Source organism: Pseudoalteromonas sp. R3, assembly GCF_004014715.1.
Taxonomy (GTDB): domain Bacteria; phylum Pseudomonadota; class Gammaproteobacteria; order Enterobacterales; family Alteromonadaceae; genus Pseudoalteromonas.
Map to the genome: position 1 here is coordinate 3,611,219 of NZ_CP034835.1, position 21,871 is coordinate 3,633,089.

14 protein-coding genes are annotated in these 21,871 nt (G+C 49.5%); 7 read left to right on the forward strand and 7 right to left on the reverse strand.

Annotated features, from left to right (window positions below; translation table 11 throughout):
- Positions 1-5 precede the first annotated feature (5 nt).
- Entirely contained in the window at positions 6-1,289 is a 1,284-nt protein-coding gene (locus ELR70_RS20980; protein WP_054015928.1) for an O-antigen ligase family protein, read from the forward strand.
- Here the strand turns inward: ELR70_RS20980 and ELR70_RS20985 are convergent.
- Positions 1,223-1,729 (reverse strand): NYN domain-containing protein, encoded by a 507-nt coding sequence (locus ELR70_RS20985; protein ID WP_054016054.1) that lies wholly within the window; start codon positions 1,727-1,729, stop codon positions 1,223-1,225. The genes ELR70_RS20980 and ELR70_RS20985 overlap by 67 nt on opposite strands.
- A gap of 222 nt (positions 1,730-1,951) precedes the next feature.
- Here ELR70_RS20985 and ELR70_RS20990 point away from each other — a divergent pair, with 222 nt between their 5' ends.
- The 3 genes from ELR70_RS20990 (at position 1,952) to ELR70_RS21000 (ending at position 6,812) form a co-directional block, all read left to right on the forward strand.
- Entirely contained in the window at positions 1,952-4,600 is a 2,649-nt protein-coding gene (locus ELR70_RS20990) for a metallophosphoesterase family protein (protein ID WP_054015929.1), read from the forward strand.
- A 165-nt stretch (positions 4,601-4,765) separates the two neighbouring features.
- A complete protein-coding gene (locus ELR70_RS20995; RefSeq protein WP_054015930.1) occupies positions 4,766-6,388 on the forward strand; it encodes an FAD-binding protein in 1,623 nt (540 codons plus the stop codon).
- A gap of 217 nt (positions 6,389-6,605) precedes the next feature.
- Positions 6,606-6,812, forward strand: coding sequence for a hypothetical protein (locus ELR70_RS21000; RefSeq protein ID WP_128064703.1), 207 nt, complete (start codon positions 6,606-6,608; stop codon positions 6,810-6,812).
- 114 nt (positions 6,813-6,926) lie between these two features.
- Here ELR70_RS21000 and ELR70_RS21005 read toward each other — a convergent pair whose 3' ends face one another.
- Positions 6,927-8,225, reverse strand: coding sequence for an amidohydrolase (locus ELR70_RS21005; protein WP_054015931.1), 1,299 nt, complete (start codon positions 8,223-8,225; stop codon positions 6,927-6,929).
- A 142-nt stretch (positions 8,226-8,367) separates the two neighbouring features.
- Here ELR70_RS21005 and ELR70_RS21010 point away from each other — a divergent pair, with 142 nt between their 5' ends.
- The 3 genes from ELR70_RS21010 to ELR70_RS21020 all read left to right on the forward strand — a co-directional run bounded on the left by ELR70_RS21010 (position 8,368) and on the right by ELR70_RS21020 (position 12,717).
- Complete coding sequence (locus tag ELR70_RS21010; protein WP_054015932.1) at positions 8,368-9,006, forward strand: ERCC4 domain-containing protein; 639 nt, start codon at positions 8,368-8,370, stop codon at positions 9,004-9,006.
- Between the two features lie 86 nt (positions 9,007-9,092).
- The gene (locus ELR70_RS21015) at positions 9,093-10,274 is read left to right on the forward strand and encodes an ATP-binding protein (RefSeq protein ID WP_054015933.1); all 1,182 of its coding nucleotides are present in this window, start codon (positions 9,093-9,095) and stop codon (positions 10,272-10,274) included.
- Positions 10,255-12,717: an ATP-binding protein gene (locus tag ELR70_RS21020; protein WP_054015934.1), complete on the forward strand. Its 2,463-nt coding sequence runs from the start codon at positions 10,255-10,257 to the stop codon at positions 12,715-12,717. The genes ELR70_RS21015 and ELR70_RS21020 overlap by 20 nt, the downstream gene beginning before the upstream one ends.
- Positions 12,718-12,955: 238 nt before the next feature.
- Here ELR70_RS21020 and ELR70_RS21025 read toward each other — a convergent pair whose 3' ends face one another.
- The 5 genes from ELR70_RS21025 to pdhR all read right to left on the reverse strand — a co-directional run bounded on the left by ELR70_RS21025 (position 12,956) and on the right by pdhR (position 21,621).
- The gene (locus tag ELR70_RS21025) at positions 12,956-14,296 is read right to left on the reverse strand and encodes a serine hydrolase domain-containing protein (protein ID WP_054015935.1); all 1,341 of its coding nucleotides are present in this window, start codon (positions 14,294-14,296) and stop codon (positions 12,956-12,958) included.
- Between the two features lie 292 nt (positions 14,297-14,588).
- Entirely contained in the window at positions 14,589-16,013 is a 1,425-nt protein-coding gene (gene lpdA / locus ELR70_RS21030) for a dihydrolipoyl dehydrogenase (protein ID WP_010384093.1), read from the reverse strand.
- Positions 16,014-16,235: 222 nt separating this feature from the next.
- A complete protein-coding gene (gene aceF / locus ELR70_RS21035) occupies positions 16,236-18,125 on the reverse strand; it encodes a pyruvate dehydrogenase complex dihydrolipoyllysine-residue acetyltransferase (protein ID WP_054015936.1) in 1,890 nt (629 codons plus the stop codon).
- Positions 18,126-18,136: 11 nt separating this feature from the next.
- Positions 18,137-20,803, reverse strand: a complete 2,667-nt coding sequence (gene aceE, locus ELR70_RS21040) for a pyruvate dehydrogenase (acetyl-transferring), homodimeric type (protein ID WP_046003629.1) — start codon at positions 20,801-20,803, stop codon at positions 18,137-18,139.
- Positions 20,804-20,871: 68 nt separating this feature from the next.
- Complete coding sequence (gene pdhR / locus ELR70_RS21045) at positions 20,872-21,621, reverse strand: pyruvate dehydrogenase complex transcriptional repressor PdhR (RefSeq protein ID WP_054015937.1); 750 nt, start codon at positions 21,619-21,621, stop codon at positions 20,872-20,874.
- Positions 21,622-21,871 lie beyond the last annotated feature (250 nt).

A 21,871-nucleotide genomic window follows, 5' to 3' on the forward strand; every position in this document is an offset into this window, starting at 1 on the left:
CCAGCATGCTATTTACCGCCTACTTACCCTTTAAGGAAAAACGCTTTATCAGCACGGAAGAAAAGCTGGTCTGGGCGGGCCTGGTGCTCACCTATCCTACTTTTATGCTGGGTATGTTGTATGTGATGGGTTCCATCATAGGCTGGGTTATTTTCATGGTGGTGTTGATGCGCTGTTATCTGGACTTACGTGCCAAGCCGCGTCCACTCTCGCCAATGATCTGGCTGTGGATAGTGGCCATGTTGCTTATGTTAATCGCTTTGCTCATTGCCCATAGTGAATGGTCACTGGGCACCGGGCAAACGATAAAATCATCTATTGGCTGGATGAAAGGCTGGGCTTTGCTGGCCATTTTCCCGGTGATTGCAGCGCTTGCGAAAATTCGCAAAGAAGTGGTGATCCGGGGCGTATGTATTGTTGCCATTCACACTCTGATTTTCTCTTTCATCTCTGTGGCTTTTTACATTGTAAAATTACCGGGCGATATTTTTCTGTCGCCACTAAAAGTGATTGGGGGCCCAGGTGAGAGTTTCTTTATGGTCAGTTTTTACGGCATTAACCCCGAAACAGGTGCCGGGCGTTGGCGATTCTTTACCCCCTGGGCACCGGCAGCAGGATTTATGGCTTGCATTTATCTGGTGTTTTGTTTGCAGGAAAAAAACGCTCGTATTCGTCGCTGGGCCATCGCTGGCTGCTGGGCCATGCTGATATTGTCACAATCCCGCGCAGGGATAGCCATCTTCATTATGCTGTTCCCGTTGGTGCTATTCAGCGACAAATTTAAGGAACCCTGGATGCTACTACTGCTGGGTATTGCTGTCCCCATCATATTGCTGCTGGGTGAGCCCATTTACAATTCAATTATGGATTCTTATGAAGCAGTGAAACAGCAACGCCCGGGGTCCACCCGGGTACGAAAAGCGTTAGCGAATATCGCCATTCAGCGCTGGCAGGCTGAAGCGCCTATCTGGGGTCATGGTATTGTCGAACGAGGGCCAAAAATGGTGGAGTTTATGCCTATCGGCTCACACCACAGCTGGTATGGCTTGCTGTTTGTTAAAGGCATTGTCGGCGCCGTGGCACTGGCCGTGCCCATGCTGGTGTCGAGCGTCTATCTATTATGGGCTTCACAGGATTCAAAAACTGCTCAGACTGCACTGTGTCTGATGGCCGTACTGATCTGCTACAGCTTTTTTGAGAACCTGGAAATTTTATCGTATCTCTACTGGCCAGCACTATTATGGTTTGGCTTTGCATTTAGTAGTAAGCGCTCATCAATGGCAATGTAACGGGTGGCCGCACGCTTGAGAGAGTTCGCGGTCAGCTGAGGAACGCCATATACCTCGACTTCGCATTCGTGACGGCTTTGAATGCGTTCGGCCAACAGGTCAAAATCGCCATCTCCGGTCAGTAACACCACCACATCACAATGTGGGGCACACTCCATGGCATCCAGGGTGATCCCCACGTCCCAGTCGCACTTGGCGGAGCCATCCGCTCTTTGAATATAAGGCTTCTGTTTTACCTCAAACCCGATGGCTCTGAGAATATTCTGAAACTGTTGTTGCTTGGGCGCATTGGGCTCGCTGGAATACGCCAAAGCCCGGTGCAAAGTGCGGTCTTTAAGCACTTCCTGCCAAAAACCATTGTAGTCAAAGCTTCTGCCATAGGCCTGGCGAGTGGTGTAGTAAATATTCTGGACATCAACCAGAATGGCGATTTTTTTCATGGTATTACAGACCATTTAATTTGTTTGTGAAGAAGGCCGCGTACCACACAGAGTGTGAATGAACGCATGAATGCCCTGATGGTAAAAGTGGCTGTCACTATATCACAGAACCCAGACGATGCGGGTCATAAATAAGACCTCAAAAATTCACATCATTTACACTTTTAATACACTAGTTCCCAGGATAATCCCGCGTTTCGTTCTATTACCAAGGAAACCAACATGACGAATAATCTGCGGATACTGTCGCTGAGCCTGTTGCTGGCAATTAGCCAGGCACATGCCCACACCGAAGGGCTGGCGGTCCACCCTTATTTGCAATCTGCCACCCCGACCAGCATCTGGATCAAATGGGAAACCAGCAGTGGTGATGAGTCCATTGTAGAATGGGGCGACACAGCAAAACTTGGCCGCCAAGCCAGTGGCACCAGCGAAACCGGCTATCTGCTGAGCCGTATTCACGAAGTTCAACTCACCAATCTGGCACCAGATACCGTGTATTTCTACCGAGTGAGAACAGGTGATACCTACAGCCATGTTCACAAATTCAGAACACCCCCTTTGGCTTCTGCAGAGAAAAGCAGTCGGATCCTGGCTGTCAGTGATATGCAGCGTGACTCGGGAAACCCGGGTAAATTCAGCGAGATCATTAATCAGGGCGTGTTACCTTATGTGCAACAGGCGCTGGGATTGGAGCTACATGATGGTCTTAATATGACCTTGATCCCCGGCGACCTGGTCGACAACGGTCAGGATTACAATAGCTGGCGCACCAGCTTCTTTTCACCCATTGCGGCGCTGGCCAGCTCTGTGCCCCTTTATCCAGCCCCGGGTAATCACGAACGTGATACACCCACTTACTTTAAATATTTTCATCTGCCAGAAAACGGTACACCGGGGTATGAAGAACATTGGTGGTATCAGGATCATTCCAATATCCGGGTACTGTCACTCGACACCAACACCAATTACCGCATTGATGAACAGCTGATCTGGCTGGACAAAGTGCTGGCCGAAACCTGCCTGCGGGCACAAACCGACTTTGTCTTCGCCCAGATGCATCACCCGCATAAGTCGGAGATGTGGATAGCCGGAGAGACCGACTACAGCGGTAAGATTGTTGAACGCCTGGAAGCCTTTTCAAGTAGCTGTAACAAGCCCAGTATTCACTTTTTTGGCCATACCCATGCCTACTCACGCGGCACCAGCCGGGATCACAATCACACTATGGTGAACGTGGCCTCCGCAGGAGGCAACCTGGACTATTTTGGTGAATTTGCCCAGCGCGACTACACCGAATTCTCGGTCAGCGAAGACGAGTATGGTTTTGTGGTGGTGGATGTTACTGCAGGAGACGACCCGGCATTTGAACTCAAGCGTATTTCGATGGGTGATGAGCATGTGCCACTGAACAGTCAAATCAAGGACACTCTGACTGTAAGATTAAACAACACAGCACCGTTTACGCCTGAAATACTGGCCCCCACAGGACAAGTCCCGGCCAGCTGTGCCAACGCGGTAGCTACCTTATTTGCCGATCCCGACAAAGACTTGTTTGGCGCTGCCCACTGGCAATTGAGCAGTCAGTGCGATGACTTCAGCCAGCCGCTGTTGGACACCTGGTATCAGCACGAAAACATCTGGGACGGCGTTGATACGCGAGCTGGGCTGGCACCAAATCGCTTTGCACTCGGTCAGCTGGCACCCGGCGCTCAATACTGCGTGCGCATGCGTATGCGGGACCGTTCACTGGCGTGGAGTGACTGGTCACAGCCACACCCATTCACCACCACAGACAGCACGCACCTGACCGATAACCTGCTGCAAAACCCGGGCGCTGAGCTGGGCACCGACAGCTGGCAAGGTGACGGGCCGCTGGAAAGCCTGACAGATAAAGCCTGTGGCTCGGTGTCACCCTATCAGGGCGAACGCTTCTTTGCCGTCGGGGGCGTCTGTGACAATGAAAGTGACCAAGGTCGAGCCTATCAGCGTGTGGATGTCAGCAACTGGGCAGCCAGTATAGACAATGGCACACTCAAAGCCCTCTACGCTGGCTGGTTGCGCAGCTGGGGCGGCAGCGATATTCCTGCTTTTGCACTTGAATTTCGCGATGCGGATCTGGCGCTGCTGAGCACCACCACCGAGGTCAGAGGCGCAACGGCCAGCTGGCAACGCTATGCTGAGGAAACGGCGCTGCCTGCCAATACGCGTTATATTGATTTTGTGCTGACAGGACAGCGCACCAGTGGCACCGACAATGACAGCTACTTTGACAATCTGGAGCTTAAGCTTGCCGAACAAAGCGACTGCGCCACTGTCTCTGACAGAGGACCGACAGGCGTAGCCGATGAGCTTATTACGCAAAAGCTGGGCAACTCAGAAAATTTACTGCAAAACTCCGGCGCTGAGGCAGGCATTCAGGGCTGGAGTGGCGCAGGACCGGTAGAATCCCTGACCAACTATCAATGTGATTCAATCCCCGCTGCAACCGACCAGCGCTTTTTTGCTGTAGGTGGTGTCTGCAACCGAGAATCAGCTCAGGGGCAAATCAGCCAGAAAATCTCGGTACAGCACTATGCCAGTTTAATCGCAGCAGGTCAGGTTAAGATGCTGTACGGCGGCAAACTTCGAAACCACAGTGGCAAAGACACCCCCTCAGTGCAGCTGCGTTTGCTTGATAATCGTGGCCAGTTGCTTCACACCAGTGAAAAACTCAGCACAACGGCTGCACAGTGGACCCAGGTATCCGGACAGTCGCTACTTCCCAAAAACACAGCCTATATCGAGTTTGTCTTACAAGGAACACGTAGTCACGGCAGCGATAACGACAGCTATTTTGATGACTTGATATTGCAGGTACTTGTGGACTAATCAAAGCGCCGCCGAGCCCATCGGCGGCATCTTGAACTTTTCGCATCATGACACTTTTTTGATTGTTTTTTACACTTCCCCGGTCCCATATCTGATACATTCAAACTGCACAAAGAACAACCAACTGACATTCCCATACTGATACAACATAAAAAGGATGTGTTTATGAAACAAGATAAAAAGCAATCAGGTATAAACCTCGATGTAACCCCCAGACGCCAATTTCTCAAATCGTCCCTGGCAATCGGTGGTGCAATGGGTGCAGCCCCCTTAATGCTCAGCCATTCTGCAGCCGCCCACTCGCAATATGATCAGTACCATAAAGTATTTGCCGACGATCCCAGATATGATTCTATGCTAACAGGCTCCAATTTGCGGTTTCCCAATCGACCCGGTTATGTCGCCGTGTGCAGTTCTGCTTATGAAGTTTATATGGCGGCCAGAGAAGCCATCGTAAACGACCATCGCATCACAGTACGCTCTGGCGGTCACTGCTATGAAGGGTTTGTGGTTAATGACAGCGGTGTCGTTATTGATCTCAGCAACATGGATCGCATCTATCGCAGCGATGGTCACTATGTCGTCGAGGCGGGTGCCTCTTTAGGGCATACCTATAAAACCCTGTTTAAGGAATTTGGCGTGATCATGCCCGGTGGTTCTTGCTTTGGCGTGGGCGTTGGTGGCCACGTTTGTGGTGGTGGGTTTGGTATTCACTCCCGGCAATATGGCCTGAGCAGCGATTATCTGGTTGGTGTGGAGCTTATCACTTTTAATGAGTGGGGCGGACAGGCCAATTATCCGCGCACCTACTTCAAAGGCCAGTCTGCAATCGCGGATGAGATTGTCTGGGCACATCAGGGCGGGGGAGGCGGTAACTTTGGAATAGTCACTAAGTACTTTTTCAAAGACTTACCCCCAGTACCTGAGTCTTTGCACTTGCAGGAAGTCGCCCTGCCCTGGCACTTGTTTGATTATGAGCAGTTTGCCAGCTTACTGCGCAACTATGGTGAATTCTGGCAACAGCACAACGGCCCGCACAGCCGTTTTAACGCTCTGCACTCATCAATGGCCATCCCTAACTCCGTCGGTGGCAACGGTGAAATTCGGCTCTCTCTTTATTGTAGCGGTGACCCCAATCTGATTGATGAGTTTATCGACGCTCTGTTCACCCCCGAACAACTTCAGGATGCTAAAACAGGCTTACGCACCACCAATCATATGGGCTTGCAGGAGCAGGAGAACGCCCCGCAGCGTCCGGTACCGCCGGGCAGTTATTTCAGCATGCCCTGGTGGTATGGCACCCAGTATGGTGCGGGCACTCTGGTTGGTGCGCGTGGTAAAAATAAATCGGCCTATATGAAAAAGCCTTTTCCTGAGGCCCAGATCCAAACCCTGTGGAACACACTGCGCCATGGTGACTATCTGAGCCCCGCCGGGATGCTACAATTGTCCTCCTATGGCGGACAGATAAACGCCCTGTCGGAGTACGATACCGCCGTGTCGCATCGCGATTCGATCATGAAATTGCAATATCAAACCTACTGGTTTGAGGCCGTGCAGGACCCTTATCATATTGGCTGGATCAATGGTTTTTACCATGCCATGTATGGCGTACAAGGCCCGGCTCCCGATGAGGTGATGGATGGGTGTTATGTGAATTATGCCGATGTCGATATCCAGAACTGGCAATATTTGTACTACAAACACAATTATGCCAGGTTACAGCAGCTGAAACGTCAACTGGACCCAGGGAATCAACTTCATCATGCTCAATCTATCGAGCTGTAAGTCTGTCCGCTTACACAACGCTCAGAGAATTTACATTTAACGTTATAATAACCAATGTTGAGCCCAGCTCCTCCCACGGGCTCACTGAAAAAGTAGAAAAAACTACCCAAAACACTAAGTTACACAAAAAATTCCCACAAACCTTGTTGACTATTCTTAACCCAAATGCAAATATTGTTGCGCATTTAACGCAAAAATGAACAATAAGGAAATAACAATGAAACTAAAAATATCTAAAAAGAAACTTAAGAGTTTATCAAAAGACCTGACTGCTATCCCGGCAACTAAAACAGCCGAAGTCGCCGGTGGTGACAAATACTCTCTCTATCGTGAGTGCATCTACACTATGGTAGTTCAATGTGGTTCTTTCACTTGCCCATCACGTCCAAACAATACGAACTGCGGTACAGATACCTGTCACTAAGCTTTAAGCTATGATGCGACGCAGGTCGCATCATTTTGCCTACCCCCATGCCGCTTATCAGCTATCACAATACACTGGCCCGGCAGCATACTTTCCAGACCAAGTTTACAAAGTCTATTGATTTGCTTGCTGCATATAATCCAGCGTAAACTCAGTCAGCGCCCGCGTGCCCAATTTAAATGCCGATTCATCAGCAATAAAGTACGGCGAGTGGTTACTGGCAGCGTCTTTGGGATCTGTGCCTTTGGGAGTACCTCCCAAAAATACAAATAACCCGGGCACTTCCATCGCATAGAATGAGAAGTCTTCAGCGCCGGTCACTTTAGGCATTTCAATCATACCCTGAGCACCAAACACTTTCTCAAGTGTGGGTAGCATTTGCTCCGTCAGGGCCGGGTCGTTCACCGTGACCGGATAACCTTCAATGATCTTTACTTCTGCCGTGTTACCGGAAGCCTGAGCGATATGCTCTGCTGTATGAGTCAGTTTTTCAAATATCTGCGCGCGGTTATCCATATCAAAGTTACGTATGGTACCGACCATATTTACCTCTTCTGGTATGATGTTGTTGCGAACACCACCGGCAATTTTACCGAATGAGACAATAGCAGGTTCTTTGGTGATATTGATCTGACGACTGACAATGTGGTTTACCCCTGACACTATCTGTGCAGCAGCAGCAATCGGATCCGCGCCAGCCCAGGGTGTAGAGCCATGAGTTTGTTCACCTTTGACACTGATCTCAAAACGGTCTGCACTGGCCATAGTTGGGCCACTGCGATATCCCAGCTGGCCAACATTGAGCTTAGAGGTAATATGCAAACCAAACGCCACATCAGGTTGGTACTTCTTAAAGATCCCTTCTTTGAGCATCAGTTCAGCGCCGCCTTCTTCGCCCTCAGGTGCGCCCTCTTCGGCAGGCTGAAAGACAAACATCACATTGCCTGCGAGCTCATCACGCATGCCGGCAAGTACCTCGGCCGCACCCATTAACATGGCAACATGGGTATCATGACCACAGGCATGCATAATGCCCACATCCACACCCCGGTAATTGGTGGTTTTGGTGGATTTAAACGGCAGGTCGTTCTTCTCGGTCACCGGCAGCGCATCCATATCCGCACGTAACATCACAGTCGGCCCGGGCTTAGCGCCTTTGAGCATACCCACCACTCCGGTATACGCAATACCGGTTTCCACTTCCATGCCCAGCGCTTTAAGGTGTTTAGCCACCTTAGCCGCTGTACGTACCTCACGATTACCCAGCTCTGGATTTTGGTGGATATCCCGGCGCCATTCAATCACTTTTGGCTCGACCTGCTTAAGCAAGCTGGCATGATCCGCCGCCTGAGCACCCATGCTCAAAGCGCCCAGAATCGACGCTAAACTCAGACTCAGCATAGATTTGTTCATTACCCTTCCTTTTATATTTGTTATTAGTCGTCAAACAAAATAACAGACAAAGTTATTAGGGAAAGAGATTTGCGATAGAGCCGGGATGGCTGCGGTGAGCTAAACTGAACAGGCAAGGTAGCCATAGAACAAGGATTGGATAATGAATATAGTAGCTGATGACCGTGAACAAGCGTCTGGAATAACCCAATTACTCTCTACCTGTCAGTCCGTCAACCTGATAAGACAGCGCCTGACTGTGGGTGACTACCTGATCGATGACTGGCTGATTATAGAACGCAAACAACTCAGAGATCTGCTGATTTCCATCATTGATGGCAGGCTGTTTAGCCAGGCGCAACGGCTCTCTGACTCAGGTTTTCAGCCACTCCTAATCATTGAAGGCAACGCCGCTGATATCCGGAACTGCACTATGGATAGGCGAGCAGTGCTAGGCGCGCTGGCCAGCATAGGACTGATTTATGCCATAACAACACTCAGAACGCACAATCAACAAGAAACGGTAAAGCTTATGCAATTTGCTGCGCAGCAGCAGCGCCGTTTAAACTCTGATGTATTGCAGCGCAAGGGTTTTAGGCCAAAAACATATATGAGAAAACAGCTATACCTGCTGCAAGGCCTGCCAAATGTCGGCCCCAAACTGGCCAAAAGATTGCCACACCATTTTGGCTCAATTGAAGCCGTATTTAATGCTACCCAGTCCCAGTTAATGGCTGTTGACGGCATAGGCGCAGATACCGCCAAAGCCATTCGGACTATTTTAACGACACCCTCTCTCTAAGATGACAAAAATTTTATTGCCAAAATTTTTGACAATAAATTTATTGTCACTAAACTTTGACTATAAAAATTTTGTCAGGAGGCATTATGGCAGGTCAGGTGGTTCGGGGTAATAAATATTTCCCCAGAGAAAAAGATCAAAATAAGCTGTTGCGGCGGCTCAGAGACGGAAGCCACTTGCTGGTCCTTGCCCCGCGGCGTGTCGGTAAAACGTCTATGCTGTTTTACCTGCAAGACAACCCACCAGATGGCTATGTGTTTCTCTATAATATCGTGCAATCCTGTGCAACTGAGCACGAATACTACAAACAGATCATAGATAACCTGTTCCGCTCCGAGTTTACCGACCAACTGAGTAGCCTGTTTAAATGGGGCAAAGATCAAATAAACAAATTTCGCAGCAGCATTACCGGCGTATCAGTCGGTGCGACGGGTATCGAGTTTGACCATCAGGACCGTCAGCTCACTCACCGAGATCTCAGCGCCGCCCTCAATGCACTAACACTGGACAAAAAACTGGTGCTTATCATTGACGAGTTCCCGGATGTTGTTGAGAAAATCTATAACCAGCAAGATCACAAAAGCGCGGAGTCATTTTTATCTGGTTGTCGTGAGTTGTGGTCAGAGCAAAGGCTAAACCAACATGTGCAGTTTGTGCTGACAGGCTCAATTGGGCTGGACACGCTGGTGAGCAAAATGGCACTGTCAGATCTCATCAATGTGCTCATCCCGGTGTCTATTGCGCCACTAAGCCAGGCTCAGGGCCGCGAGTTTATCAACACGCTCAACCATCGTGAACAGGAGCCCATCCAGATTGATGCCACAGCACAGGATTATCTGCTCGACAAGGTTGGCTGGCTGATGCCCTATTACATCGAGATCCTGTGGATGCAGCTGGTTGATGTGTATTTTGATGAAGGACTGGATTCTGTCAGCCCGGCAGATATTGACGCCGCTTACAACAAGCTGTTTTCGATACAGTATCAATCTCACTTTAATCACTGGGCAGAACGACTAAACCGTTTTGCGGACAGCGAAAAAACACTGGCAAGTGACGTATTAACAGCGATGTGTGAGCATGCACAGCTGCCAGGCTCCCACTTGTTTAACCTCTCGCAGGCAAGCCAGTATCAGCAAATCAATTGCCAATACGTGATCGACTGTCTGATCCACGATGGTTATATTTTTATCAATCAGGCGCAGTGTTATCAGTTCACCTCGCCCATGCTTAAAGAATGGTGGGGGCGCTATGCAACTCGACGACTATAAAGAAGGCGTAAAGCTATACAACGCACAAAATGCATCAGACCAGTTCATTAAAACGCACTTTGTGATCCGACTGAAAGAATACAAAAAAATCTGGCGTGCCATTGCCAGCACTAACAAAGAGGTGCCCGAACAAAATTACCTGATCCAGGGCGTGCGCGGCGCCGGTAAAACCACCTTGCTGCGACGCCTTGCCATAGAGCTTGCACAAAGTGACGTGCTGAACACCTGGCTGCTGCCTGTCACCTTTAAAGAAGAAGAATACGGGATCAGCTCTTTGTTTACGCTCTGGGAGCGCGTCGCTGAAGAGCTGGAAGAGCATTATCATGACCAGTTTGCCGGGCTGCTGGATGGGCTGGATGCCATTGCAGGTCAGGATCCAGACCCTAAAGCCGCGATTCAGTTGCTGAGTGACCGGCTCAAAAAGCAAGACAAACGGGTTGTGTTATTTATTGATAACCTGGTGGAACTATTCGAAAACTTTAATCGCAAAGAAACAGAAATACTCAGGGAAGTGCTCACCACCAACCCTTACTTCAGACTGATAGGTGGCTCGGCGGTCAGCCTGGAAGCTTTTTACGATCACCAGGCCCCCTTTTACCAGTTCTTTGAAGTGATCAATTTAGCCGGATTAGACAAGCCAGATACCGAGGCGCTGTTGCGGGCACTGGCCAGTCACAGTGGTGAACGTGAAGAACAAAGGCTGCTGGCTATCCTTGAGCAAGAGCCGCAGCGTATTGAATCTATTAGGCGCTTAACGGGCGGTATTCCGCGCACGCTGGTTATTTTGTTTAATATTCTGATGGAAGGCGCCAACGGCCAGACCTATGCACTGCTGGAAGAAACCATAGACCGCACCACGCCGCTGTATAAACACCGTATGGACGACCTGGCACCACAGCAAAAACCCATAGTCAACGCCATCGCACTGCACTGGGATGCCATCTCAGCCAAGGAGATAGCCGAAAAAACCCGCCTGCCCAGCAAAAATATCTCGGCCCAGCTCAGCCAGCTGGAGAAAAACTGGGTCATCGAGAAAATCAAAACTGATAGCAAGAACAACCTGTATCGCATCAAGGAGCGCTTTTTTAACATCTGGTATCTGATGCGCTATGGCAGACGCCGTGACAAAAACCGGGTCCTCTGGCTGACCCGCTTTATGGAAGTCTGGTGCGTCGGCGACGAGCTAAAGCAGCGCAGCCAGACTTTTCTTGCGCAACTCACAGGCCCGTGCCACCCCCTAGCTACACTGACGTTTGCCAATGCATTGTTGTGCAGTGACCAGCTTGAGCACACAGACAAACAACAAATTCTTGAAAAAACTCAGCAGTACCTGAGCGGTGCGGGACACACTGCGTTGAGTAAAGAGCTGATTGATATCACAGATGTAGAAGGTGATAAAAACAAACAGATCCTGATTGAGTGGCTGCGAAGTGACGAACCAGCAGATATGACAAAGGCCGTTAAAAAGGCTGTGAGTGCACTTTCTGTTTCGAGCATTTTACAGATCGCCATAGCCAAGGATGAAGAAATTAAATCGAGTAAACTACTCTCGCTCGCCGAAGCGTTACAAGACAGGGACAGCGTTGCAGGGCTAACTGTCAAAGGCTTTGCCTACTTTAACCCAGACCAAGCTGCTGATGCAGAGATGGTATTTCGGCAAATCGCAGACAGAGAACCTGAAAACATGCGTGCAGCAATAGGGTTGCACTGGGTTTACCAAGATTCAGCTCGCTGGGATAAAGCCCTATCGGCTTTACAAGCCGCACAATCCGAACTGCAAAGTAGTTTCCCAGGTTACTATCACAAGAACATAGGCGAAATATTTTATCAACTAGATGAATATGACCTTTCGGAACAACACTTTCTATCCGCTCTGGACGCTGGAGAACCTGTATTGCACAGGCTGGGCTGTCTAAACATGCACAAAGCAAACTTCTCACAGGCAATTGATTATTTTGAGCAATACCTGAGCAATGAAAAGAATCGTGAGATTTATACGATGCTGGCACTGTGCCACTACCTCCAGGCAGATGCAAAGAACAAGTTTACGGCTTTGCAATGCGCCAGGCAGATAATTGAAAACAGCTCACCATGTGAGTCCATTGGTTTATTAATTCTAATTCAGCTTTGGAATAACCTCTTTCAGGAAGCAACCCAAGCCATGGATGCATTACTCAGCCAGAATGACGGGCTAGACAATTCTGATGAATCCCTGCTCACAGATCTCTTTGTAGCCTTTCTTGCCAAAGGCCAGACGAACCTGGTTGAGCGCTGGTTTGAACAATACGAACTGAAAGAACGTTTTAAGCCCATCTACTATGCCCTGATGACCTTGATGCAGGATAAATACCCGAATGAGGTATTAAAAATGGGCGAAGAGCTTAAAGAAACCGTTGATGAAGTGCTTGCTCAAATAGAAGATTGGTCGGAGAAATATGCTTAAAAGTAGGCATCAAGAAAGTAGTGAGCGAGTGCCACACACTTTCTGTTCGCTCAATGATTCTTTTCATTACGGCTATGTGACCCTGGCGGAGCGATGTCACTTCGTAGCAGACATGCTCCCCCCTCCTTCGTCATACCGGCCTTGAGCCGGTATCTACTCACAGACCAAAAGGGGGTCATCTGAGCCTGTATAGTCAAACACAGCGCTCAAATATGCGTTCTCAATAAGCAGAAGCCACTTACAACTTAAACAGTGGCTTGCCCTGACCCCGATACAACCCAACTGGAGTCAGGCTGGTTTTACCTTCAACCATACTAAGTTGATAGTAATTCTGCGTGCATTCAAAAGAAAAAGCGTTATTGGTTCTGGCGACCAGTTTACGTTTTTCGCCTTTCCCTTTTTGCCCGTACAGAATCCCCTTCTCAAATGTCACTGTCAGCTGCTGACCAGCTGACTGATACTCGCCAACTAAAGTTTTAGCAAAATCGCTCACCTTCACATCTGGTAGTGGCTTTGGCGTAATATTCAGGTGCTGCGCAACCATGTCCAGAAGTGCAGGCCCCGGGTGCAAGGTGTCCTGGTTGCTGAGCGCAATGGCGAACAGATCTGCTTCAGGAAAATACGCCGACATGGCCAGGAAACCGGGTACGCCCCCCTCATGGAAATAGCTTGTTTGTCCGGCCAGGGGACGAAGATAGAAGCCATAGCCATAAGTGGCTGGGGTGCCATCGTTCAGAATGGCACTGGTCACCATTGCCCGATATGAAGCAGGTTTGACGACTTTGCCAGTTTTCAAACCACGGTGCCAGCGGCTCATATCAGTCAGGGTTGTTTCTATGCCACCGGCAGAATAAATCCAACTGCGATCAACATGAAATGGAGCAACAGGTGTCCTTTTGCTATCTACTGAGCTATAGCCTTGTACTTCATCGCTGCCCGTACCTTTGGTGAGCACCTGAGAATTTTTCATACCCAGTGGCGTAAAAATATGCTGTTGCAGATAGTCTTTATAGCTTAACCCGGATACCTGCTCAATTACCTTGCCAAGCAGCAGGTAGCCAGTATTGGAATAGGTATGGCCGTCACCCGAATTGTACAATACGGGTGCCTGTACAATCTCTGTCAGGATCTGATCTAAAGTACGATAATGCGCCATTTTGGCGCCTATCTCTGGGCCTTCATTGTAATTCGGCAATCCTGAAGTATGTGACAGCACCCTATCCAGGGTTAATTTACCATAGTCGGCGCTCAACGAGGGTATGAATTTACCGAGCGGGTCCTGGAGTGAGAGCTTATTGCGCTCAGCCAGTTGCAAAATGGCCGCAGCCGTAAACTGTTTAGTGATTGAGCCAATCTGAAACACCTGCTCAGTATTCAGTGACTGCTTACTTTTGATATCGGCAAGACCGTTTGCAGCGCTGTATAACAGCTTGTTGCCCTGCTCTATACGCATGGCGATCCCAGGTTGATCAGCTTGCGTATAGCACGCCAAAGTGGCGTCAAAATCACTTTTATCTGCATATACATGACAGCTCACTGCCAACCCAAAAACGCCTGCATAATACGGCTTAATTCCCATGACGAAGTCCTTGTTATTGTTATTTTTATTGCTATTGTTGTTAGCCAATCTCACGTTAACACACAGATCTGGTGCTCACAATGCTGCGTTGTTTAAAATCGGGTGGCACGGTGTGTGGGTGTCTCGAGGATAAAAAACACTTTATTGTCGCTCTCAGAAACGCTGTAAGGCTTCTAAAACACACTCTGTCGTTGATACCAATTTCACTTAATATCTGTTCAACGAAAACAACAGGCACAAAAAAACCCGGCCTGTTTAAGCCGGGTTTTTTAGTTCAATTAAGAAGCCTGAATTACTTCTTCTTCACTGCCTTCTTGTTAGGCAAATCAGTGATTGAACCTTCGAAAATCTCAGCCGCCAGGCCGATTGACTCGTTCAGCGTTGGGTGAGCGTGGATAGTCAGTGCCACATCTTCTGCGTCTGCACCCATCTCAACAGCCAGGCCGATCTCGCCCAGCATTTCACCGGCGTTGATACCAACCATAGCACCACCGATCACGCGACCAGTCTCTTTGTCGAAGATCATCTTAGTCTGACCTTCAGTACGTGCAGAAGCAATTGCACGGCCAGAAGCTGCCCACGGGAATACCGCAGTTTCAATGCTCAGACCTTGCTCTTTCGCTTCTTTCTCAGTCACACCAACCCATGCGATTTCTGGGTCTGTATACGCGATTGAAGGAATGCACTTAGGATCGAAGTAGTGTTTCTTACCAGAAATTACTTCTGCAGCAACGTGTGCTTCGTGAACCGCTTTGTGTGCAAGCATAGGCTGGCCTACGATATCACCAATCGCGTAGATGTGGTTTACGTTGGTCTTCATTTGCTTGTCAGTGTTGATGAAGCCACGCTCATCAACCGCAACACCCGCTTTGTCTGCATCAAGTAGCTTACCGTTAGGCGTACGACCAACCGCAACCAGTACTTTGTCGTAACGTACCTGACCTTCTGGTGCTTGTTTGCCTTCGAAAGAAACATAGATACCATCTTCTTTCGCTTCAACCGCAACAACTTTAGTAGACAGCATCACGTTGAACTTGTCTTTCACGTACTTCTGGTAAATCTTGATAACGTCTTTGTCAGCCGCAGGAACCAGTTGGTCTGCAAACTCAACGACGTCGATTTGAGAACCCAGTGCACGGTACACGGTACCCATCTCAAGACCGATGATACCACCACCCAGAACAAGTAGTTTTTCTGGTACGTCTTTGAGCTCAAGTGCGCCAGTTGAATCAATGATACGCTCATCTTGTGGGATGAAAGGCAGGTTTACAGGCTGAGAACCCGCGGCGATGATGGCATTATCGAAGTTTACAGTCGTTGTGCCGTCAGCACCTTCAACCGCGATAGAGTTAGAGCCGGTGAATTTACCGTAACCGCTAACTACCTTCACTTTACGCATTTTCGCCATGCCAGACAGACCGCCTGTCAGCTGACCAATTACAGACTCTTTCCAGCTACGGATTTTGTCCAGGTCGATTTGAGGAGCACCGAAAGTTACACCGTGTGAAGCCATTTCAGCCGCGTCGTCGATTACCTTAGCAACGTGTAAAAGTGCTTTTGAAGGAATACAACCTACGTTCAAGCACACACCACCCAGGGTATCGCGAGATTCGATCAATGTAACTTCTAAACCTAGGTCTGCTGCACGGAATGCTGCAGAGTAACCACCAGGACCACCGCCTAGTACAACAACTTGAGTTTTGATTTCGTTGCTCATGTTATTACCTTAACTATTATTCGAACGGGACTCTACTCGAGTGAGTATCCGCACCCAATTGTGCCTGATCATCGGCAAGCGCTGCCACCAATAACCAGAGAGAGTTTTTTGTTGCGCGAAAGTGTATCATTCGCACCCACAGATGTCCCGCCCAAATATCAGACAGGACAGTAAAAATATGACAAAACCGCACAACCTGAGGTCATGCGGTTTTGCTTTGGCTTACATTACCAGCTGACGAATGTCGCTCAGGTAATTGGCCAGCGTCACAGTAAAGCGGGCTGCCAGTGCACCGTCAATAACACGGTGGTCGTATGAGCAGCTCAGCGGCACCATCAGGCGCGGCTCAAACTCTTTACCATTCCACTTCGGCTTCATCTCAGACTTAGAGACACCTAAGATAGCCACTTCTGGTGCATTCACGATTGGCGTAAATGCCGTACCGCCAATACCACCCAGGCTTGAGATAGTGAAACAACCGCCCTGCATGTCAGCTGCAGTCAGCTTGCCTTCACGGGCCTTCTTAGACACGTCCATCAACTCGCGAGACAGCTCGATGATGCCTTTCTTGTTGACGTCTTTGAAGACAGGCACAACCAGACCATTTGGCGTATCAACTGCCACACCGATGTTTACATACTTCTTCAGGATCAGGCTTTCACCGTCTTCTGAAAGTGACGAGTTAAAAGTTGGGAACTCTTCCAGTGCTTTCGCTGCGGCTTTCATTACGAATACCAATGGAGTGATCTTCACGCCCATCTTCTTCTTCTCAGCCAGTACATTTTGCTCTTTACGGAATGCTTCCAGCGTGGTGATGTCGGCTTCGTCAAACTGCGTCACGTGTGGGATCTGAACCCAGTTACGGTGCAGGTTAGCGCCAGAGATCTTCTGGATACGAGACAGTTTCTTCTCTTCTACTTCACCAAACTTGCTGAAGTCGACTTTCGGCCAAGGGATCAGACCCAGCTCACCGCCACCTGAATTTCCGCCTTTGCTGATTTCGCCAGACTCAACCTTACGAACCAGTTCTTTCACATAGTTCTGAACGTCTTCTTTCAGTACGCGGTTCTTACGGCCCGTACCTTTAACGCGTGCCAGGTTAACGCCAAACTCGCGCGCCAGACGACGTACCACAGGCGAAGCATGGGCATAATCATCATTAGCAACAAACTCGTCTTTGGCTGCACTTGGCGCAGAAGAGGCTGCCGGAGCCGCTTTAGCCGCCGGAGCTGGTGCAGCTGCAGCTGCAGGCGCAGGTGCTGCCGGAGCTGGTGCTGTAGCTGCAACAGTTTCAAATACAAAGATCAGTGAACCCGTTGACACTTTATCGCCAGCAGCAACTTTGATTTCTTTGACTGTACCGGCAAATGGCGCAGGTACTTCCATTGAGGCTTTGTCGCCTTCAACAGTGATCAAAGACTGCTCTTCTTCCACGCTGTCGCCTACAGCCACCATGATTTCAGTAACTTCAACTTCGTCGCCACCGATATCTGGTACTTGAACTTCCTGCAGTGAAGGCGTTGCTTCAACCGGGGCTGCGGCTGGCGCAGTTTCTGCTGCAACCGGTGCTGCAGCACTGGCAGTTTCAAACACAAAGATTAAGCTGCCAGTGGCAACTTTACCGCCAATCTCAACTTTGATTTCTTTCACAGTACCGGCAAATGGTGCTGGTACTTCCATTGACGCTTTGTCACCTTCAACGGTGATCAAAGACTGCTCAGCTTCAACGCTGTCGCCAACCGCAACCAGAATTTCAGTGACTTCAACTTCGTCACCACCTATGTCTGGTACGTGGACTTCTTTCACTTCAGCAGTTGCCGGGGCTGGCGCCGCAGCAGCCGGAGCTGGGGCAGGTGCAGCCTCAGCAACAGGCGCATCGCCCGCCGCTTCGAAGACCATGATCAGTGAACCGGTCGACACTTTGTCGCCTTCACTGATTTTGATTTCTTTAACCTTACCCGCTTGCGCAGCAGGCACTTCCATTGATGCTTTGTCGCCTTCAACGGTGATCAGCGACTGCTCTTCTTCTACCGTGTCGCCAACGCTGACCAAAATCTCGGTTACTTCAACCTCATCGGCGCCAATATCTGGTACATGAATTTCGATTGCCATCACTTAGCCTCTTATGCGTAAAGTGGGTTGGTTTTGGTTGTGTCGATATCAAATTTCTTGATAGCGTCTGTTACTACTGATTTTTCAACTTTGCCTTGCTTAACCAGCTCGCTCAGTGCAGCAACAACCACGTAGCCTGCATTCACTTCAAAGTGACGACGCAGGTTTTCACGGCTGTCAGAACGACCGTAACCGTCGGTACCCAGCACTTTATAAGAAACGCTAGGCATGAAGGCACGAACCTGATCGGCATAGCTCTTCATGTAGTCAGTGGCCGCAATTGCCGGGGCTTCGCCCAGTACCGTGCTGATGTAAGATACTTTTTGTTCTGCATCCGGGTTCAGCATGTTGAAACGCTCAGCGTCCTGACCGTCACGTGCCAGTTCATTGAATGACGTGACAGAGAATACGTCTGACGCAATGCCGTAATCGTCGCTCAGGATCTGCGCCGCTTTACGTACTTCGTTCAGAATAGTACCTGAGCCCATCAGCTGTACCTGAGCCTTATCACCGGTGTAGCTTTCCAGCTTGTAGATACCCTTACGAATACCCTCTTCGGCGCCTTCTGGCATAGCAGGCATATGATAGTTTTCGTTCATCAGTGTCAGGTAGTAGAACACATTTTCCTGCTCAGGACCGTACATACGACGGATACCGTCTTGCAGAATAACCGCGACTTCAAACGCAAACGTTGGGTCGTAAGAAATACAGTTAGGGATAGTGCCCGCCTGAATGTGCGAGTGACCATCTTCGTGCTGCAGACCTTCACCGTTGAGCGTTGTACGACCTGCTGTTGCACCGAGCAAGAAGCCACGTGCCTGCTGGTCGCCCGCCATCCACGCCATGTCGCCAACACGTTGGAAACCGAACATAGAGTAGTAGATATAGAACGGGATCATTGGTAGGTCATTGGTGCTGTAAGACGTTGCCGCCGCCACCCATGAAGACATTGCGCCCAGCTCGTTGATACCTTCTTGCAGTACCTGACCAGACGTCGCTTCTTTGTAGTAAGAAACAATGTCGCGGTCCTGAGGCGTGTAGTTCTGACCGTGCGGGTTGTAAATACCAATCTGACGGAACAGACCTTCCATACCGAAAGTACGCGCTTCATCAGCAATGATAGGCACGATGTTTTTACCTACGCCTTTGTCTTTCAGCAGGATGTTCAACGCACGAACATACGCCATAGTGGTTGAAATATCACGCTTTTGCTCTTCCAGCAGTGGCTTGAATGCATCCAGCTCTGGCAGCGTCAGTGCTTCTGTAAAGTTAGGCAAACGCTGCGGCGTGTAGCCGTGTAGTGCCTTACGACGGGCGTGCAGGTATTCGTACTCTGCAGACCCTTCTTCCAGTGTCAGGTAAGGCAGGTCTTTGATTTGCTCGTCAGATACCAGGTCTTCCAGGCCCAGACGTGAACGCAGGTGCTCAACGTGCGTCATGTCCATTTTCTTCACCTGGTGGGCGATGTTTTTACCTTCCGCCGCTTCACCCATGCCGTAACCTTTTACAGTCTTAGCCAGGATCACCGTCGGACGGCCTTTGGTTTCTTGTGCTGCTTTAAACGCTGCAAACAGTTTAGACGGCTCATGACCACCACGCTTCAGCGCGAAGATCTCTTCGTCAGTCATGTCAGCAACCAGTGCCGCGGTCTCCGGGTAACGACCGAAGAAATGCTCACGTACGTATGCGCCATTTTTAGCTTTATACGTCTGGTAGTCACCATCGATGGTTTCATTCATCAGCTGTAACAGCTTACCTGTGGTGTCTTTCGCCAGTAGCTTATCCCAGCCTGAACCCCACACGACTTTAATCACGTTCCAGCCAGCGCCTTTGAACAGACCTTCCAGTTCCTGGATGATCTTACCATTACCCATTACCGGGCCATCCAGACGCTGTAGGTTACAGTTTATCAGGTAACACAGGTTGTCCAGCTTTTCACGCGCCGCGAAAGAAATCGCGCCACGAGATTCCGGCTCATCCATTTCACCGTCGCCCAGGAAAGCGTATACACGCTGCTCGGCAGTGTCCTTCAGACCACGGCCGTCAAGGTATTTCAGGAAACGTGCCTGATAGATAGACGCGATTGGACCCAGACCCATAGATACAGTCGGGAACTGCCAGAATTCAGGCATCAGTTTAGGGTGCGGGTAAGAAGACAGACCTTTACCGTCTACTTCCTGACGGAAGTTGTCTAGCTGCTCAGCGCTCAAACGACCTTCAACGAATGCACGGGCATAAATGCCCGGTGAAATGTGGCCCTGATAGTAAACCAGGTCGCCGCCGTCTTTTTCGTTCGGTGCGCGGAAGAAATGGTTAAAACACATTTCATAAAACGCTGCAGACGACTGGTACGACGCCATATGTCCGCCCAGCTCCAGATCTTTCTTAGAAGCGCGCAATACGATCATGATCGCATTCCAGCGGATGATAGAGCGAATACGACGCTCCAGATTCACATCCCCCGGATAGGCTGGTTCCTGATCAGCCGGGATAGTGTTGACATAGTTGGTCGTAATACCGGTTGGCATATCAACGCCGTCCAGACGCGCCTGCTCAAGTACCTGCTCAAGCAGGAATTGTGCGCGCTCTACGCCTTCTTCTTTTACAACCGACTCAAGCGCCTGCAACCACTCTTGGGTTTCTAGCGCGTCTACGTCAAATTTATTGACTTCAGACATATGGAGTGTTCCTTATGTTTAAAATACGAATTTATTCTATAGCGTTAGCTTATGGCTCTGTTTGTGTACTACTGTGCTTTGGTGCGACGCAAGCTGCGCTCAATACGCGACCGCTCCCGCCCGGCTTCCAGCAACGCCTCTTCGATAAAGGCTAAGTGCGCGTTACTGGCCAGTCTTGCCTGCTCGGGCTTACCTTCGATCACGGCGTTTTTTAACACCTCGCGATGATGGGCAAGCTGTGCGCTGGCTTCCGGCTTTTGCACTAACACCGTTAAGTTCTGCAATACATTTTGTTCCAGCAAAGACTGCATGCCCCGCATCAGATGTAATAGCACCACATTGTGTGAGGCTTCTGCTACGGTAAAATGGAAGGTATTGATGGCTCTGGCTTTTTGTACCAGGTCATCGCCAACGCTGGCGATGTCATCAAAGCTTTGTTCCACTTTATCGAGATCCGTTTGCGTGCCACGCATGGCGGCGTAGTACGCTGCAATGCCCTCCAGGGCGTGACGAAACTCCAGCAAATCAAACTGCGACTCGGGGTGTTTACTGATCAACTCGAATAAGGGATCAGTGAGACCCTCTTCAAGCTGATTTTTCACATAGGTGCCGCCACCCTGACGTCGGGTAACCAGCCCTTTGGCTTCAAGCTTTTGAATGGCTTCGCGCAGCGATGGCCGCGACACTTCAAATTGCTTGGCCAGTTCACGCTCCGGCGGCAGCTTTTCCCCTGGCATCAACGACCCTTCGAGGATCATATTTTCCAGTTGTTCCAGAATGACATCTGATAGTTTCGCTGCTTTTATCTTTAAAGACATTGATTAAACGCCGAGTTTATAGGTGAAACCCCAAGCCAGCTGTCTCTGTTCCTGCCCGCCAAAACACCGGCAAGATACTGATCCAGCTCACTCTTTACTTAAACAGATCCGGTAAGGTCAACCCTAAAGGTAAATTGGTCATACCAAATTTGTGCACTACGTTATCAAAATCAAGCGCAACTGTCAAAAATCGGCGCTTTGCGGCTAAAAGTAGTACAAAAAACGCCACCACAAAGTGTCTAAACTTTAT